General features: G+C 56.1%; 19 protein-coding genes. 10 read left to right on the top strand and 9 right to left on the bottom strand.

Annotated features, from left to right (window positions below; all coding sequences use genetic code 11):
* Positions 1 to 242: 242 nt before the first annotated feature.
* Positions 243 to 431 carry a hypothetical protein gene (locus AO353_RS18365; RefSeq protein ID WP_017337097.1) on the top strand — a complete coding sequence of 63 codons (189 nt, stop codon included), beginning with the start codon at positions 243 to 245 and terminating at the stop codon, positions 429 to 431.
* Positions 432 to 608: 177 nt separating this feature from the next.
* Positions 609 to 1478: a DUF6279 family lipoprotein gene (locus AO353_RS18360; protein WP_054596230.1), complete on the top strand. Its 870-nt coding sequence runs from the start codon at positions 609 to 611 to the stop codon at positions 1476 to 1478.
* Here AO353_RS18360 and AO353_RS18355 read toward each other — a convergent pair.
* Complete coding sequence (locus AO353_RS18355; protein ID WP_054596229.1) at positions 1475 to 1867, bottom strand: hypothetical protein; 393 nt, start codon at positions 1865 to 1867, stop codon at positions 1475 to 1477. The genes AO353_RS18360 and AO353_RS18355 overlap by 4 nt on opposite strands.
* A 192-nt stretch (positions 1868 to 2059) precedes the next feature.
* Between AO353_RS18355 and AO353_RS18350 the strand changes: the two genes are divergently transcribed.
* From AO353_RS18350 to AO353_RS18330, 5 genes are all read left to right on the top strand, one after another.
* Positions 2060 to 2797: a DUF899 domain-containing protein gene (locus AO353_RS18350; protein ID WP_054596228.1), complete on the top strand. Its 738-nt coding sequence runs from the start codon at positions 2060 to 2062 to the stop codon at positions 2795 to 2797.
* Positions 2798 to 3064: 267 nt separating this feature from the next.
* Positions 3065 to 3664 (top strand): papain-like cysteine protease family protein, encoded by a 600-nt coding sequence (locus tag AO353_RS18345; protein WP_054596227.1) that lies wholly within the window; start codon positions 3065 to 3067, stop codon positions 3662 to 3664.
* 9 nt (positions 3665 to 3673) lie between these two features.
* A complete protein-coding gene (locus AO353_RS18340) occupies positions 3674 to 4282 on the top strand; it encodes a hypothetical protein (protein ID WP_054596226.1) in 609 nt (202 codons plus the stop codon).
* A gap of 673 nt (positions 4283 to 4955) precedes the next feature.
* Positions 4956 to 5240 (top strand): DUF3077 domain-containing protein, encoded by a 285-nt coding sequence (locus AO353_RS18335; RefSeq protein ID WP_054596225.1) that lies wholly within the window; start codon positions 4956 to 4958, stop codon positions 5238 to 5240.
* Complete coding sequence (locus AO353_RS18330) at positions 5237 to 5503, top strand: hypothetical protein (protein WP_054596224.1); 267 nt, start codon at positions 5237 to 5239, stop codon at positions 5501 to 5503. Before AO353_RS18335 ends, AO353_RS18330 begins: the two co-directional genes overlap by 4 nt.
* Positions 5504 to 5796: 293 nt before the next feature.
* Here AO353_RS18330 and AO353_RS32190 read toward each other — a convergent pair whose 3' ends face one another.
* The 4 genes from AO353_RS32190 to AO353_RS18315 form a co-directional block, all read right to left on the bottom strand.
* Positions 5797 to 6180 carry a DUF6896 domain-containing protein gene (locus AO353_RS32190; protein WP_054596223.1) on the bottom strand — a complete coding sequence of 128 codons (384 nt, stop codon included), beginning with the start codon at positions 6178 to 6180 and terminating at the stop codon, positions 5797 to 5799.
* A 16-nt stretch (positions 6181 to 6196) separates the two neighbouring features.
* On the bottom strand, positions 6197 to 6367 hold the full coding sequence (locus AO353_RS32185; RefSeq protein WP_371917626.1) for a ParB N-terminal domain-containing protein: 171 nt from the start codon (positions 6365 to 6367) through the stop codon (positions 6197 to 6199).
* A 128-nt stretch (positions 6368 to 6495) separates the two neighbouring features.
* Positions 6496 to 6939 carry an RDD family protein gene (locus AO353_RS18320; RefSeq protein WP_054596222.1) on the bottom strand — a complete coding sequence of 148 codons (444 nt, stop codon included), beginning with the start codon at positions 6937 to 6939 and terminating at the stop codon, positions 6496 to 6498.
* 140 nt (positions 6940 to 7079) lie between these two features.
* On the bottom strand, positions 7080 to 7661 hold the full coding sequence (locus AO353_RS18315) for a hypothetical protein (protein ID WP_054596221.1): 582 nt from the start codon (positions 7659 to 7661) through the stop codon (positions 7080 to 7082).
* 221 nt (positions 7662 to 7882) lie between these two features.
* Between AO353_RS18315 and AO353_RS18310 the strand changes: the two genes are divergently transcribed.
* Positions 7883 to 9322 carry a HEAT repeat domain-containing protein gene (locus AO353_RS18310; protein WP_081013761.1) on the top strand — a complete coding sequence of 480 codons (1440 nt, stop codon included), beginning with the start codon at positions 7883 to 7885 and terminating at the stop codon, positions 9320 to 9322.
* A gap of 68 nt (positions 9323 to 9390) precedes the next feature.
* Here the strand turns inward: AO353_RS18310 and AO353_RS18305 are convergent, their stop codons facing one another.
* Positions 9391 to 10737 (bottom strand): DEAD/DEAH box helicase, encoded by a 1347-nt coding sequence (locus tag AO353_RS18305; RefSeq protein WP_019692457.1) that lies wholly within the window; start codon positions 10735 to 10737, stop codon positions 9391 to 9393.
* A 193-nt stretch (positions 10738 to 10930) separates the two neighbouring features.
* Between AO353_RS18305 and AO353_RS18300 the strand changes: the two genes are divergently transcribed.
* A complete protein-coding gene (locus AO353_RS18300; protein WP_054596219.1) occupies positions 10931 to 12229 on the top strand; it encodes a mechanosensitive ion channel family protein in 1299 nt (432 codons plus the stop codon).
* A 98-nt stretch (positions 12230 to 12327) separates the two neighbouring features.
* Here AO353_RS18300 and AO353_RS18295 read toward each other — a convergent pair whose 3' ends face one another.
* From AO353_RS18295 to AO353_RS18285, 3 genes are all read right to left on the bottom strand, one after another.
* Positions 12328 to 13197 (bottom strand): carboxylate/amino acid/amine transporter, encoded by an 870-nt coding sequence (locus AO353_RS18295; RefSeq protein ID WP_054596218.1) that lies wholly within the window; start codon positions 13195 to 13197, stop codon positions 12328 to 12330.
* 229 nt (positions 13198 to 13426) lie between these two features.
* Positions 13427 to 14026 carry an FMN-dependent NADH-azoreductase gene (locus tag AO353_RS18290; protein WP_054596217.1) on the bottom strand — a complete coding sequence of 200 codons (600 nt, stop codon included), beginning with the start codon at positions 14024 to 14026 and terminating at the stop codon, positions 13427 to 13429.
* A 148-nt stretch (positions 14027 to 14174) separates the two neighbouring features.
* Complete coding sequence (locus tag AO353_RS18285) at positions 14175 to 14489, bottom strand: hypothetical protein (protein WP_054596216.1); 315 nt, start codon at positions 14487 to 14489, stop codon at positions 14175 to 14177.
* A 49-nt stretch (positions 14490 to 14538) separates the two neighbouring features.
* Here AO353_RS18285 and AO353_RS18280 point away from each other — a divergent pair, with 49 nt between their 5' ends.
* Positions 14539 to 15462, top strand: a complete 924-nt coding sequence (locus tag AO353_RS18280) for a LysR family transcriptional regulator (RefSeq protein WP_019648027.1) — start codon at positions 14539 to 14541, stop codon at positions 15460 to 15462.
* Positions 15463 to 15466: the final 4 nt, after the last annotated feature.

Here is a 15466-nt window from a genome sequence, read left to right as displayed (position 1 = left end):
TTTGCACCAGAGCAGAGCCCGCTCGTCAGACCGTCCAGACGGTTTTCTGCTGATATCGGTAAGCCATACACGGTACTTTTCAGGCCTGCGTTCTTATTCAAAACAGCAGCTTAGGTGATTATTGCGAACAGTAACTTATGAATAATCGACACCCGCCCCCGGTTATTTCAGGCAGATATTTACCAAGCAATTGTCAAGTATTTCCTGTACGATGCCTGGCCAAGTTAATTTTCTACAGGTTAATGGCCGCCATGCGTGTAAAAGCATCCAACAGCAAAGCAAAGCCAGCTCCAGCCGTTGAAACCAGCGAATCGATCAACAACCAGATTGCTGCTTTCCTCAAGTCCGGCGGCGAGATCCAGCAAATTGCCAAAGGCGTCAGCGGCCAGACATTCGGCCCGTCCAAACAGATCACCCTGGGCAAAAAGTAATACCCCCCCTCGCGTCACCCTGGTCCCTAAGCGCTTTGAGCTTCGAAGCGCTAGGACTGGAACCCTCCTCCCCTGCCACACCCTTCAAGACCAAACGTGCGTTCGATTTGATCAGCTGAACAGCCGGGTCCATCCTGCATTCAGATACCAGAACTACGCCCTTGCAAGGATTGGCTCATGTCGCGCTGGTTGAAACACCTGGCCCTGTTCCTGACCCTGTGTCTCTCGCTACCGGCCTGCAACCGAGTGAGCCTGGCCTATCGCAATCTCGACATCATCATTCCCTGGACGCTCAACGACTACCTGGACATGAACAGCGAGCAGAAAGGCTGGCTCAGCGAACGTCTCAAGGAACACCTCAGTTGGCATTGCTCCACACAAATACCCGGCTACGTCGACTGGCTCGACCGTTTGCAGCAGATGGTCGAAACCAATCAAGTCACAGACGCCGCACTGCAAGCCCGCATCCTGGAAGCCAAGCAAGCCATTGCCCAGACCGCCCGGGAAATCACCCCGTCGGCGGTCGAGTTGTTGCAAGGCTTGAATGACCAGCAGGTCAACGAGATGAAACAGGCCTTCGCCAAAGACCAGCGCGTGCATCAGGAGAAATACCTCAAAGCACCGCTGGCACAACAGATCAAACATCGCATCGAGCGGATGGATAAACGCCTGGGCGACTGGCTTGGCCCGCTCAACACTATTCAGGCGCAGCGCGTTGTTGCCTGGGCCAACGCGCTGGGCGAGCAAAATCAGCAATGGCTCGCCAACCGCGCTCATTGGCAGGCACTGTTCAGCGCAGCAGTGGAACAACGCCACAGCAGCGACTTTGCGCAACGCATCGAAACCCTGCTGGTCGATCGCGAGACCTTATGGACCCCGGCCTATCGCCAGGCTTACAGCAACACCGAAGCCCAGGCACGCAGCCTGATTGTCGACCTGATGGCCGACAGTACCGCCGATCAACGTCAGCACTTGCTGAAAAAAATCGACAAGATGCGCAGCGATTTCAGCGCATTGAAGTGCTTGAAGGTCGCAGGAGCCTCTTAAGCGATCTGCGCTTTAGACGCCACCTCATCAAAGGTCGCCGGGTCCAATGCATCCACCTGCTCGTCGAGCACCTGCCGTGAATGATCATTGCCCGCACTGCTGCTGTCGATCATGTACAGCAGGCTCGAACCGCGCGGTGTCAGGATGAAGTTCTCGCCGTTACCACCTTCGTCCTCGGGGCGGGACTCGATATAGCCACGGTCGAGCAGGAGCTTTTCATATTCGGTGGCGGTCACTTTCAGCTCATCCAGATTGCCGATGGGCTCACCCTCTGCCGCCTTCTCTGCCGCATGCTGCTCGGCATAGACGCGCGGAGCAAAGCTGTGGTCGGCGCTGTTCTGCACTTCGTGCAGCATTCGTTCAAGCAAATCCCAGTTATAAGCCGTCATCCGATATCAACCTCCAGCCAGACAGTGAGAGGCCTCTCATAGGTTGTGACCGGCGCCATCGGCAGCCGTTCAGCCAGGTTGTCATGCGGGCAGATGACGGCGACAACCGATCAGCGGCTTGTCGATTACAGCGTCGATCAAACGACTAGGCTGTGTAAGCCACAACACGCCAACCTCGCAGGAGGGAAAGTCATGAACAGCGTGCAACAGCACAAGGTCGTGTCCCGAGAAGAATGGCTCGCGGCCCGTAAACAGCATCTGATCCACGAAAAGGCCTTTACCCGGGAACGCGACAAACTCAGCGCCGAACGTCGCGCACTGCCCTGGGTGAAAGTCGACAAGAACTATGTGTTCGAAGGCCCCGATGGACGGCAAAACCTCGCCGACCTTTTCGGTGGCAACAGCCAGTTGATCATCTATCACTTCATGTTTGCCAAGGGTTGGAAAGAAGGCTGTCATGGCTGCTCGTTTCTGTCCGACCACTTCGACGGCGCCAACCTGCACCTGGCCCACCACGACGTTTCACTGGTAGTGGTTTCCCACGCGCCATTGGCAGAATTCCAGGCGTTCCGCAAACGCATGGGCTGGAAGTTCAAATGGGTCTCATCGGCCGGCAGCGACTTCAACGCCGACTACAAGGTGACCATCAGCGATCAGGAACTCGCGGACGGCACCGCGACCTACAACTACGAAAAAAGCACCAGCACTGAAGGCGAACTGCCGGGGCTGAGTGTGTTTTATCGCAATGACGCCGGGGAAATCGTCCACACCTATTCCACCTACGCTCGCGGCCTGGACTTGCTGGTCGGTGCCTATAACTTCCTCGACCTGACGCCCAAGGGCCGCAACGAAGAGCACGGCATGGAATGGGTGCGCCATCACGATCGTTACGAGACCGCGCCGAGCGCCAAAGACTGTGGCTGCGAGTAATGCTGCCGGCCCCTCGCCCCGGCCGGGGCGAGGGAGTGCAAGCGCCCTCTCAACTCGAAGGCGTCCGCCACAGAAAATGCATTAACGCATTATAAATTTGCGCTAACGCATATTGCATCCTAAGGTTACAGCGAGACCCGATCGGAGCAGGCCATCGAAAATGGCAAATAGCGCAAGCCGATACCTCACCCGCTAAAAAGCAGTTTTATTTCAATTAGGTACATATACCCAAGCTGGACGCTTACGTTCATTCATGGAGGATGAATCATGTTACTGACTGAAGAAACACAGTTTAAAAGTTCGGCCACCGGCGAAGCACTTCCCAAATGCCTGTCCCAACACCTTATCAACCCTGAACTGACCGATATCGAAACATCGGTAGAGCCAGCAGCGTTGGCCGCTGCCAGTCTCAGCTTCAGCATGCAGCGGCAAACCCAAACCAACTGGTGCTGGGCAGCGGTTTCGGCGTCTATTGGCAACTATTACGGCACCGGGTCCTGGTCCCAATGCGTCGTCGCCAACTATGAACTCGACAGGAACTCCTGCTGTAACCAACCAGGCCCCTGCAACGTTTATGGCTATCTGGACTCAGCCCTCAGGACCACAAGAAGCTTTGCCAGCATGAGCCAGGGTTCGATTCAAATGAGCGCCATCGAAAACCAGATCAACATGGGAAGACCCATCGGCATACGCGTTGCCTGGTATGGCGGTGGCGCTCACTTCCTGACGTTTTATGGGACCAACGGCAACTATGTACTGGTTGCAGATTCCATCTATGGCTATTCCACGCGCGCATTAAATACGTTCCCCGGCTCATACAACGGCGGCGGCAACTGGACCAACACTTACTTCACCCGGAAAAACTAGGAGGGCAGCATGAAACTTTCTTACCCAATGGCGCCTTCCAACGGCGTACAAACACTGCGTCCTGCTCTTCAAGCGGCCTTGCAGACACAAGGTTTTGGCATCAACCGCCAGTTTGCAAATGCCGTCCCGAGCAAAATCAGCCTCTCCGAGCCTTACCGCGGTTATTCACTGAGCCTGGAAGACCTGACCCAGGGTAAAGGCTTGAAAGCGGCCACCCAAGGTAACTGGCACTACCTGGTGTTTTCCGATGGAACAACCATTGCCGATGCCGAACTGGCCGAAGTACACGGCAATGTCGAGTTCTCATCGCTGAACCATGGTGCTATGGCCCCCGCCACCGTCAGCGCGCTGAACCTGGCAGAAAACTCGGCGAGTTTGCAGGGGAAATCCTATGAGCTCAGAGTGTTGTTTGTCTCGGCACTGCACTTTGTGGCGATCTGGCTGCATGCAAACGACGCGGGTAATGAGGACATCATTATCCCGATTGAGCCGACACCCAAGAGCCTGGCCAGTACGCAGTTGTATAACGAGGCCAAACTACTTGCCCTGCTGACGCCTGCTGCCAACCAGACCAAAAAACTGTTTGATGCGGACACTACGGGATTGTTGGGGAGTTGAACCAGCTGTTGGTGAGCTGAAATGTAAAAAGCCCGGACAGTGTTTGCAATGCTGTTCACTTAAGGAAGTCTGGAGGCCTGAGAAGTATCTGTGGCGAGGGAGCTTGCTCCCGCTGGACTGCGTAGCAGGCCCAATTCAGGGCCGCTTCGCGCCCCAGCGGGAGCAAGCTCCCTCGCCACAACTGCGGATATGCCTGAAACATCGGCGTAAGTGAACAGCATTGCGGACACGTGTCCGGGCTTTTTGGTGAGTGTCTGGTCCTGAAACTGCTGTGAACCTTGATCAGGACGGGACCGGCTAATGGGTGTCCCCTTTTCCATATCGGTATCTGCGCACACGGCAACTGTCCGTTTCGGAACAAACCTACAAACAAACCACCTGCGTCAGACCTTAGGCCGATTGACTGACCTCGCCCCACTCCCTATCCTCGCGCCTGTCACGACTCATTCGTGATCGGGTTTGACGGCCCGTATTTTCTTACGACGCGCATAGCCTCTCTCTGCTCGAGCACTTTTGTGCCCGCTGCATTGCATTATGGCGACTGTGCGCGGGGCACCTTCGGGTGCGCCGGTGTTCGTGAGAGCCGGTCCGTCAACCCACGCACAGTTGCCACCCAATTTCGTTTGACGGCGTTTTTTGTGGTAGCTCTTTTGAATCTCACGGAGCTTCACCCATGACCGATCCAACCACAAAATCCACCCCCTTCGCCCGCTGCGACCATGTCGACCATTACCTGTTCGCCGTCCAACCCGACATCCCGTTACTCGACGCCCTCGAACACGCCTCGGTCTACCTGAGCTGCGCCGAAGCCCTCGCCCATCAAGCCCCCACCGCCACCACCCCGGAACACATCGTCTCGTTACGCTGGGCCAGCCAGCAGATGCTCGGCACCGCTCGATCATTACTCCAGGCGTCGATCGACGGACTGCACGCCGCCCAACCGGGAGATGACGCATGAACCCACACATGCCGATGACCAACAACGATTGCGACATCCCGGTGCTGCTGGTCGCCACCCAAGCGCCGCTGGATGTGCTGCACAGCAACGCTGCTGCACGGTTTCTGGCGGTCACGCAGATGATGGAAAGCCTGGCCAGCCTCGACATTACCCATGCCAAAGGCGCAGACGTGCAGCAAATCGCCCACGCAGCGGCCATGCTGCTGCGGGACGGTTGTGATGTGATGGATGTGTTGGGGCGCCAGATTCGGGCGCAGCACTGAAGTAACGCATAGGCTGTTCCCGCACGTAGTGGGGAAGGATCAACTGAGCCTTAGGTCGTGCGTGCAGAATCTTGCAAAGCGATGGTGTTCAACGCCGTACCCCGCGATAACTAGGTACCTCATCGCGGGGTGCGATTTATTTGTTGATGCAAACACGTCGATCGGCAAGGGCTGAGGTACGGAGGAATGGGCACCCGAAGAAGGTTAAGTAAGTGCCATTCAAATCTGTCCCCTTTTCACTGCGCCGCTAGAGCTTTTCAATGGTTTGCTCGCTACTTCTTTTGCACCGACAACTACCCGACAAAAAAGTACTGCCCACTACCGAGATCAATCAAATGACCTTCCAAGCACATTTCTATTAATAACGATGAAACTTTTCTCCTATCTACACATTTCCCACACGACTCTAGAAACTTGATTAGCCGCCATTCATCGATTCTTTTTGGCTCACCAAAAAACTTATGTACGTCCACAACCCAATGCGGCTCGCATGACGTTCTCTCAAAACGCAATCCTGCACCATGCTTAACAAATCGCCACTGAACACCATCAACTATCATTTCTCCACTCCGAGGAAAATCGATAAGCCATTTCAAATCCTTTACGTTGGGATGTAGCTCTGCGAACGCAAACACCAATTGGCACTGAAGCTCTACGAAAAGAAATACATCATTCATACTAATTGCCTCATAACTAGTATCTCACCCGAGCTTCAGCAGCCTCTCGCATAAGTTGGTCTGCCTCTTCCTTAGTCACGCTATGCACATTGACTGGCACGTCTTTGATCCCAGCTTTTGAAGCAGCCTCCGCGCGATGGTGGCCATCAAGGATAATCAACTTCCCGTCCACGTTAGCCGCATCGATAGGATAATTTTCATCATACCCATTAGCCTTAGAACAAAAAAGGGGACAGATTTATTTACGACAACAAAAATCAGTTATCCATAAATAAATCTGGCCCCGTCTCTCATAATAGCCATACAGAAATCAATTTATTTGACATTGACCACCATGGTCATGGCAAGCATATCGCCAAGACGTCGCCTAAACCCGAAAAACACAAAGACTGCGTCTAAAATACTAAACATCACTTTCGGAACGTTTCGTAAAAGCGACTGAAAAATCGTGCACTTCTTATTCACAGGAAACCCTACTACGGACATCTTCAACAACCGTTTACCCACACTCTGACCGTTCGGTAGAGCATCACAAAATAGAAAATAGCTGATCGCAAACACCAGCAGAATATTACTTATCACGCTGTAAAAAAGCGCGACGCCGTAGGAGCTACTCGCCATGAGCATATAACCAATCAATCCTTTCAAAAATATCAGAACAAACACAATAGACAGATCAATAAAATATCCAGCCAAGCGTTTGCCCGGACTGGCCAAATCGTATAACGACTTCAATGCTTCGGATTCAGTATTACGCATCAAACTCTCCACCATCTGAAAAAAACACAAAAAAACCTGACCAAAAGGAGACAGTTTTAATCTCAACGACCAAAATTGTTTGTCATTAAATAAACCTGCCCCCCTTTTTCAATAAATAACGCTCTTTTCTCGCTCAGCAACTAGCGTGAAGGAATATCCCTGATGTCGGACACGATAAATGTCGGCAAGGTACGAATATAGAAAGGCTCCACATCAGCATTATCTTTGTGAGTCAGCGCCGCCACCATCGTCTTCATATTGCGAAGCTGACCGAATGCACCGGCAGGCTGTAGACCCTCGCGAGCGTGGGAGAAATGCAAGACTTCGGTACCGGCCTTTTTGACCTTGACCTGATAACTGAAATCAACACTGGCGAGGATCGTATTGTCGTCGACAATGACCGACACCAATCCGCCATTGGAGTTACCGATCCGACGCTTGTAGACGGTGTTCACATCCAGCAGGTAATCGGCACTTTCCTTGCTCGTCGCGTAGCGATTAGCGCTCGACAATTGATTGATCAGCTCAACGCTGAGCTGCTCGCGCAACGCGTCTTGCGGCATAAACCGCTCATTCTTGCCGACCAGTTCAAGGTCGAAGTTGTCGATCCAGTAGGTAGCGGTCGCCGGGATCTGAACTGGCGTGGGGGAGATGTAGTAAGCAGGTTTCGAGGCGCAGCCCGACAAAAATAAGATCGCCAACAGTAAAGCCAACACACGCATGTCGATTCGTCCTTGAGGAGTTTCACGTTAGTTTAAGAGCGAGATTTTACAAACACAGAAGGGACTGATTTGTTTACGGCGACAAACGCCCTGATCGGTTTTTGCGCGACCCAATCGATGATACCAGATAGCCATCATTCCCTCGTAACGATATCCTTGCCTCACCCAATACATACACGCTGCGAGTCCTGTCCGACAGCCTCCGGCCACAAGGACAAACCATGAACGCCTTCCAGGGATGGCTCAAACGCATTTTTAATCGCACCGCTCATACTACTTCCACCATTGCGCTACACGACGAGACTCCGCTCCCAAGAGAGGTGCGCAATGAGGACCTGCGCACAGACGAAGAGATTCGCCGTGACCAAGCGATGGCTGTGCTCAGCACGGCTCAGAGCACCGGCGATTGGTGCGCTCTGAGTCGTCATCGTAATGGATTCGTCCGCGAGGCGGCCGTGCGCCGGCTCATGCAGGTTGAGGGCCGCGATGCACTGGCAGCGTTGATCGACAGCTTGAATGACTACGTGCCGCAGATTCGTACACTGGCCAGCGATCATGTGCAGCGCTTTCTCGATCCACAACATGCAGTAATGCTGATTCAGGTACTGGACTCATTCATCTCCCTGGCCCAGAAAAACCGTATCGATCACCAATCAACGCTGACAAACGTCATTCGTATTTTGGCGGCGCCTTCGGTGCGAGATACCACCCTTGAAGCGTTTAAGGCAACGCATGGTAAACCAGCACGCCTACTGCTGGAGGTATTAGAAAAGGCGTTTGCGCATGACCTCGCCCACATGCTGGAAATAGCCCTGAACCATCAGGACCCATCGGTCCAACGCCTGGCATTACAGGCAAGCCTGCAGTTGCCCGACGCACAGGTACAGGCTCTATTGCTCGGAGCATTGAGCAGTCACGCCGCAAACCTTCGGGTGAATGCGCTGCGCGCTTGGCTGAATCTGGCGAACACCCCGGACCAGATTCACTGCGTTTTGAAAAGAGCATTGTTCGACACTTCGACCTCGGTGCGTTCCCTTGCACGTTGGGCGTCGTCGAAGTGGCAACTCGACTGTCGAGAGGTGCTGCTGCAACGCCTGCAAGCGCCGTTACCGACTACCCAGCGTGAATGGATTGGCCTGATCGGGTTGGTTCGGGAGCTGAACGAACCGCAGGCCAGAGAGATGCTCGAGTCAGCCGTCGAATATTCCGCACCACGAGTTCGTGCGCAGGCTTTGGAGACATTCGAACAAGTGTGTGGCGAAGCTTCGTTGCCTGCACTGATCCGCGCACTGGGCGACCCCTCGCCTCGTGTGTTCCGTGTTGCAGTTGACGTGTTGAGAAAACAATCCAGTACCGCGGTTGATGGTCCGGTCTCGGATCTGCTCGAGTCCGGCTCACGAACGCTCAGTCATGAGCATCGCCGAGCACTGGTCAGCATCAAGGCAAGCTGGGAACAACTCAATTACTGGATGCGCGGTTTGAGTCAGGCCGACACCGATAACGGCGACTGGTTGGCTGAAATCAATCGATGGTGTGAGACACGCCACAAGACGTCGGACTACACGACACCCAAAGCCCTGCGCCTGCAATTGCTGCACGCACTGGGTGAACTCGAGAGTCAGGGCAAAGTAGCAGGTGGAACCGTCGCCAGTTTGCGTTGAACCCGGCGTACATCGAACATAAAAAACCCGGACACTGTCCGGGTTTTTTATGGGGTCGCCAAGGCGCGTTATTCAGCGGCCGGTGCTTGCGGCTTGCGGCGCTTGAGCGGCGCCATGCCGTCCTTGCTGACCAGCGACAAGGCGTCGGTCTTCGGGCGGTTGGCGATCTTGCGCTTGGTCGGAGCCTTGGCGCCGGTCTTTTTCTTGTCGCCTTTGGCGTCGACCTTTTTCTTCTTCACGCCAACGGCTTTGCCCGAGGCCTTGACCTTTTTCGGTCCGCCGTAGGTGCCTTTGACTTCCTTGATGGTGCGGCGCTCGAAGCTCTGCTTGAGGTAGCGCTCGATGCTCGACATCAGGTTCCAGTCGCCATGGCAGATCAGCGAGATGGCCAGGCCATCGTTGCCGGCACGCCCGGTACGACCGATACGGTGAACGTATTCGTCGCCGCTGCGCGGCATGTCGAAGTTGATCACCAGGTCCAGGCCTTCCACGTCCAGGCCGCGAGCGGCAACGTCGGTGGCGACGAGGATCTTGACCCCGCCCTGCTTCAGACGGTCGATCGCCAACTTGCGATCCTTCTGGTCTTTCTCGCCGTGCAAGACGAACGCCTTGTACTCCTGCGCCACCAAACGGCCGTAGATACGGTCGGCCATGGCTCGGGTGTTGGTGAAGACGATGGCCTTCTGGTAGGTCTCGTTGGCCAGCAACCAGTTAACGATCTGTTCTTTGTGCTGGTTGTGGTCAGCGGTGATGATTTGCTGACGGGTGGTGTCGTTCAACTGGCTGACCGCGTTGAGCTGCAAGTGCTCAGGGTTGTTCAGGACCTTGGCGATCATCTCGCGCAGGCCCGAACCGCCGGTGGTGGCAGAGAACAGCATGGTCTGCTGACGGTTGGTGCACTCGTCGACCAGACGCTGTACGTCTTCGGCAAAGCCCATGTCGAGCATGCGGTCGGCTTCGTCGAGCACCAGCACTTCAACTTCTTTCAAGTCGAGGTTGCCGGCGTTCAGTTGCTCGATCATCCGGCCCGGAGTACCGATCAGGATGTCCGGCACCTTGCGCAACATGGCGGCCTGGACCTTGAAGTCTTCACCGCCGGTGATCAGGCCGGACTTGATGAACGTGAACTGCGCGAAGCGTTCAACTTCCTTGATGGTCTGCTGGGCCAGCTCGCGGGTCGGCAGCAGGATCAGGGTCTTGATGCTGACGCGGACTTTGGCCGGGCCGATCAAACGGTTGAGGATCGGCAATACGAATGCAGCGGTTTTGCCGCTACCGGTTTGCGCAGTCACCCGCAGGTCACGCCCTTGGAGCGCGAGCGGGATAGCCGCTGCTTGCACTGGCGTTGGCTCGACAAATTTAAGCTCGGCCACGGCTTTGAGCAGGCGTTCGTGCAGGGCGAATTGGGAAAACACGGGTGCTACCTCGAAGAAATACAAAAAATCAGCTGCATAGGGTAACGGTTTCGAGCGCGAAGGCCGAGTTTCTTTATGCAATCGGACGCAAACAATGGCGATTTTGTTAGCGGATTTGTCCCTGAACGTAACTCGATGCGTCTTAAATGCTCTAATCACCCCCTCTCGTCCCACAGAAGAATCGTTTTAACCCATGGATCTCAAACAGCTCTGGCTCAATACCCAAGACCTTTGGGGCGCTCTCGACCAGCACCCGCTTCTGCATTCCAGCCTGGCGCTGATGGTGTTGTTGGTGATCGCCTTGCTGCTCGGACGAGTGGCGCGTTATGTGGTGCTGCACGCCGTCAAATTGCTTGGCCGGCAACCGGCGATGCAGTGGTTCAACGATTTGTTCCAGAACAAGGTGTTCCATCGCCTGGCGCAAATGACCCCGTCGCTGGTGATCCAGTTCGGTTTGAACCTGGTGCCGGAACTGAGCAAAACCATTCAAAACTTCCTCGGCAACGTTGCCCTGTCCTTCACCATTCTGTTCTTGGTACTGGCCCTGAGCGCCCTGCTCAACGCCATGCTGGACATCTACGCACGCACCGAACATGCCCGCACGCGCTCGATCAAAGGCTACGTGCAGTTGGCGAAAATGGTGCTGTTCGTGTTTGGCGCGATCATCATCGTCGCGACCCTGATCGACCGTTCGCCGCTGTTGCTGCTGTCGGGGCTGGGCGCCATGTCGGCAGTGATTCTGTTGGTCTACAAGGACACCCTGCTGTCGTTCGTCGCCAGCGTGCAGCTGACCAGCAATGACATGCTACGGGTTGGCGACTGGATCGAAATGCCACAAGTGGGCGCCGACGGTGACGTGGTGGATATCACCCTGCACACGGTCAAAGTACAGAATTTCGACAAGACCATCGTCTCGATCCCGACCTGGCGCTTGATGTCCGAGTCGTTCAAGAACTGGCGCGGCATGCAGCAGTCAGGCGGCCGACGGATCAAGCGCAGCCTGTTCATCGACGCCAGTGGCGTGCGCTTCATCCATGACGATGAAGAACAGAAGTTGACCCAGGTGCGCTTGCTCACCGATTACATCAGCCGCAAGCAGGCCGAGCTCAAGAGCTGGAACGAGGCCCAGGGCAACGTCGCGGCGATGTCGGCCAACCGTCGGCGGATGACCAACATCGGGACGTTTCGCGCCTATGCACTGGCGTATTTGAAGAGCCATCCGGAAATTCAACCGAACATGACCTGCATGGTCCGCCAGATGCAGACCACTGCTCAGGGTGTGCCACTGGAAATCTATTGCTTCACCCGCACCACGGCGTGGGCCGACTACGAGCGGATCCAGGGCGATATCTTCGATTATCTGCTGGCGGTGCTGCCGGAGTTTGGCTTGAGCCTGTATCAGCAACCGAGCGGCGGGGATCTCAGGGCCGGATTACTCCCGGCAGTACTCGGCGCCAGCCACATCCCCGAGCCAGAAAAACGCTCGATGTAATTGCCTATGCCGTTGTAGGAGCAAAGCTTGCTCGCGATGAACGATAACGCGGTGTATTTGACAGACCGCGGTGCCTGCATCGCGGGCAAGCCTTGCGCCTACGAAGAGCGGACCTCAATGGATCTTATACCCAACCGACTAATCCACACCGCCGCCAGTATCACCGAGCCGCCCAGGAACAACCGCCCCAGCGCTTCATGCTGATTCCAGATCAGCAAGTTGATCAGCAGCCCCACCGGCACGTGCAGGTTGTTCATCACTGCCAGTGTCCCGCCATTGACCAGACACGCCCCTTTGTTCCACCAGTACAGGCCCAACGCGGTGGACACCAGTCCGAGGAACACCAGCACGCCCCACTGCAAGGGTGCTTCCGGCAGGAAGTTCTGTTTGCCGAACAGCAGAAACGCCGGCAGGGCCACGGCCAGCGCGCCGAGGTAAAAGTAACCGAAGCGCCGATAATGCGGCAGGTCGCTCGGATGGCGCGCCACCAGATGTTTGTACAGCACCTGGCCTGCGGCGTAGGTGAAGTTGGCCAGTTGCAGCAGCAGGAACCCCATGAAGAAGTCCGGGTTGATCCGGTCGTAGCGAATCACCGCCGCGCCTGCGACCGCCACCAGTGCGGCAATCAGCGCCCACGGGTTGAAGCGTCGGTTCAGCGCGTCTTCAATCAGCGTCACATGCAATGGCGTGAGAATGGTGAACAGCAGGACTTCCGGCACGGTCAGTACGCGGAAGCTCAGGTACAGACAGACGTAGGTCACGCCGAACTGCAGCGCGCCGATCAACAGCATGCCGCGCATGAACGCCGGTTCCACCGAGCGCCAGCGGGTCAGCGGGATGAACACCAGCCCGGCCAGCAACACCCGCACCAGCACCGCGAAATAGCTGTCGACATGACCGGCCAGGTATTCACCGATCAAACTGAAGGAAAACGCCTGGATCAGCGTGACAAAAAGTAGATAGCCCATGCTCGCCTCGTTTCGAATGGCGGCGACGATAGCGGGTTTTGCCGGTTATCGCGAACAGTCAGCCACTACACAAAATCGCAGGCAAAAAAAAGCCCGATCTCGCTAAAGCGTTCAATCGGGCTAGAGCACTCATGAGCAACAAGTGCAAAGGGAGGTTCGATGCGCGAACCGGCTTGAAGGAGGTGCGGGAGCTACTTAACCATCAGGTGATTATCTGGCGATTAACGGCTCAGGCGACCTGGGCAAGCTTGGCGTTGGCCTGGTTCAGACCTTTTTCGTGGAAGTCACCGCCCAGGTTCATGCCTTCGGCGTGAATAAAGGTGACGTCGTGGATGCCGATGAACGCCATGACCTGACGCAGGTACGGTTCCTGGTGATCGGAGGTGCTACCGGCGTAGATGCCACCGCGAGCGGTCAACACATAAGCACGCTTGCCGCTGAGCAGACCTTGCGGGCCGGTTTCGGTGTACTTGAAGGTCACACCGGCACGCAGCACGTGGTCGAGCCAGGCTTTGAGGGTGCTGGGGATTGCGAAGTTGTACATCGGTGCGGCCATGACCAAGACGTCGGCAGCCAGCAATTCGTCGGTCAACTGGTTGGAGCGCTCCAGCGACGACTGTTCGGTTTCGTTGCGTTGCTCGGCAGGTTTCATCCAGCCGCCCAGCAGGTTGGCATCCAGGTGTGGAACCGGATGGGTCGCCAGGTCACGAACGGTGATCTGGTCGGCCGGGTGTGCGGCTTTCCATTGACTGATGAAGGTTTGGGTCAGCTGACGCGATACCGAGTCTTGCTGGCGGGCACTGCTTTCGATGATCAGAACGCGGGACATGGGATGTAGCCTCCATCGGTGAATGCTGTAAGTCGATGGAGTGGAGATTAAACAGTGTTGTATCGATGAAAAAGCACAAATAACTGCTATAAACCATCAATAAATTCGTTTATAAGCGGAGCGTATCTGCCCCGCTGGTGCAACGACCCTATTTGGGTTTGCAGGTCAGGGTGATGTACAGCTTGATGATTTCACGGTTGAACCTGGCCGAGAGGTCGGCGCTTTTGCCTGCCTCCAGGCTCACGCGGCGAGTACGCGGTAATTCCGGGCCATTGCGAAATGCCACCGTGCATTCGACGGCTTTACCGCTGGAGTTGTTCAGCGTAATGGCGCCCATGTCGCGAGCGGTGTCATGGGTGGTGTAGTCGATTTTCAGGCCGTTGAGTTGTTTTTGTACATCAATGGGGTAGGCAAACGCGGTCAGCGGCAACATCGCCAGCACCACACAACAGATTTTTTTCATTCGGCAGCCTCCAATGGAAGCTGCCAGCTTAGGACAAGAGGAGCTCATCATGAAAGCGCCCCGCGTGACCCTTGATCAATGGCGAACACTACAGGCCGTGGTCGACCACGGTGGTTTCGCCCAGGCCGCCGAAGTGCTGCACCGTTCGCAGTCCTCCGTCAGCTATACCGTCGCACGCATGCAGGACCAGCTCGGTGTGCCGCTGTTGCGCATCGACGGCCGTAAGGCAGTGCTGACCGAAGCCGGCGGCGTGCTGCTGCGCCGCTCGCGACAACTGGTCAAACAGGCCAGTCAGCTAGAAGATCTGGCGCACCATATGGAGCAAGGCTGGGAGGCGGAAGTGCGGCTGGTGGTCGACGCCGCTTACCCGAGCGCCCGCCTCGTCCGCGCCTTGACCGCGTTCATGCCGCAAAGCCGCGGCTGCCGGGTGCGTCTGCGTGAAGAAGTATTGTCCGGAGTCGAGGAAGTCTTGCTCGAAGGCGTAGCCGACCTGGCCATCACCGGTCTCAGCATTCCCGGTTACCTGGGCGCGGAATTGAGCGACGTAGAGTTTGTGGCCGTGGCCCACCCCGAACACCCGCTGCATCGTCTGAACCGCGAACTGAATTTCCAGGATCTGGAAACCCAGATGCAAGTGGTGATCCGCGACTCCGGTCGGCAGCAACCGCGCGATGTCGGCTGGCTCGGCGCTGAACAGCGCTGGACCGTCGGCAGCCTCGCCACCGCCGCGACCTTTGTCAGCAGCGGCCTGGGCTTCGCCTGGTTGCCCCGGCACATGATTGAGCGGGAACTGAAAGAAGGTACGCTCAAACTGCTACCGTTGGATCAGGGCGGCAGTCGAAACCCGAGCTTCTATCTGTATTCAAACAAGGACAAACCCTTGGGCCCGGCGACGCAGATTCTCATCGAGTTGCTGCGCACCTTCGACACCGCACCGCTCGATGCGCCGTTCGCGGCCCCGGAACAAGCCTGACAAG

It is taken from the genome of Pseudomonas fluorescens, assembly GCF_001307155.1.
In the GTDB taxonomy this organism is placed as follows: Bacteria; Pseudomonadota; Gammaproteobacteria; order Pseudomonadales; family Pseudomonadaceae; genus Aquipseudomonas; species Aquipseudomonas helvetica.
This window is presented reverse-complemented; position numbering and strand designations above follow the sequence as displayed.

Excerpts from the sequence above, each read along its gene's own strand:
- AO353_RS18295 (WP_054596218.1), bottom strand. The coding sequence starts at position 13,197 with ATGGGCTATCTACTTTTTGTCACGCTGATCCAGGCGTTTTCCTTCAGT.
- AO353_RS18350 (WP_054596228.1), top strand. The coding sequence starts at position 2,060 with ATGAACAGCGTGCAACAGCACAAGGTCGTGTCCCGAGAAGAATGGCTC.
- AO353_RS18335 (WP_054596225.1), top strand. The coding sequence starts at position 4,956 with ATGACCGATCCAACCACAAAATCCACCCCCTTCGCCCGCTGCGACCAT.
- AO353_RS32190 (WP_054596223.1), bottom strand. The coding sequence starts at position 6,180 with ATGAATGATGTATTTCTTTTCGTAGAGCTTCAGTGCCAATTGGTGTTT.
- AO353_RS18365 (WP_017337097.1), top strand. The coding sequence starts at position 243 with ATGGCCGCCATGCGTGTAAAAGCATCCAACAGCAAAGCAAAGCCAGCT.
- AO353_RS18320 (WP_054596222.1), bottom strand. The coding sequence starts at position 6,939 with ATGCGTAATACTGAATCCGAAGCATTGAAGTCGTTATACGATTTGGCC.
- AO353_RS18315 (WP_054596221.1), bottom strand. The coding sequence starts at position 7,661 with ATGCGTGTGTTGGCTTTACTGTTGGCGATCTTATTTTTGTCGGGCTGC.
- AO353_RS18355 (WP_054596229.1), bottom strand. The coding sequence starts at position 1,867 with ATGACGGCTTATAACTGGGATTTGCTTGAACGAATGCTGCACGAAGTG.
- AO353_RS18345 (WP_054596227.1), top strand. The coding sequence starts at position 3,065 with ATGTTACTGACTGAAGAAACACAGTTTAAAAGTTCGGCCACCGGCGAA.
- AO353_RS18300 (WP_054596219.1), top strand. The coding sequence starts at position 10,931 with ATGGATCTCAAACAGCTCTGGCTCAATACCCAAGACCTTTGGGGCGCT.
- AO353_RS18340 (WP_054596226.1), top strand. The coding sequence starts at position 3,674 with ATGAAACTTTCTTACCCAATGGCGCCTTCCAACGGCGTACAAACACTG.
- AO353_RS18310 (WP_081013761.1), top strand. The coding sequence starts at position 7,883 with ATGAACGCCTTCCAGGGATGGCTCAAACGCATTTTTAATCGCACCGCT.
- AO353_RS18285 (WP_054596216.1), bottom strand. The coding sequence starts at position 14,489 with ATGAAAAAAATCTGTTGTGTGGTGCTGGCGATGTTGCCGCTGACCGCG.
- AO353_RS18360 (WP_054596230.1), top strand. The coding sequence starts at position 609 with ATGTCGCGCTGGTTGAAACACCTGGCCCTGTTCCTGACCCTGTGTCTC.
- AO353_RS18330 (WP_054596224.1), top strand. The coding sequence starts at position 5,237 with ATGAACCCACACATGCCGATGACCAACAACGATTGCGACATCCCGGTG.
- AO353_RS18280 (WP_019648027.1), top strand. The coding sequence starts at position 14,539 with ATGAAAGCGCCCCGCGTGACCCTTGATCAATGGCGAACACTACAGGCC.
- AO353_RS18290 (WP_054596217.1), bottom strand. The coding sequence starts at position 14,026 with ATGTCCCGCGTTCTGATCATCGAAAGCAGTGCCCGCCAGCAAGACTCG.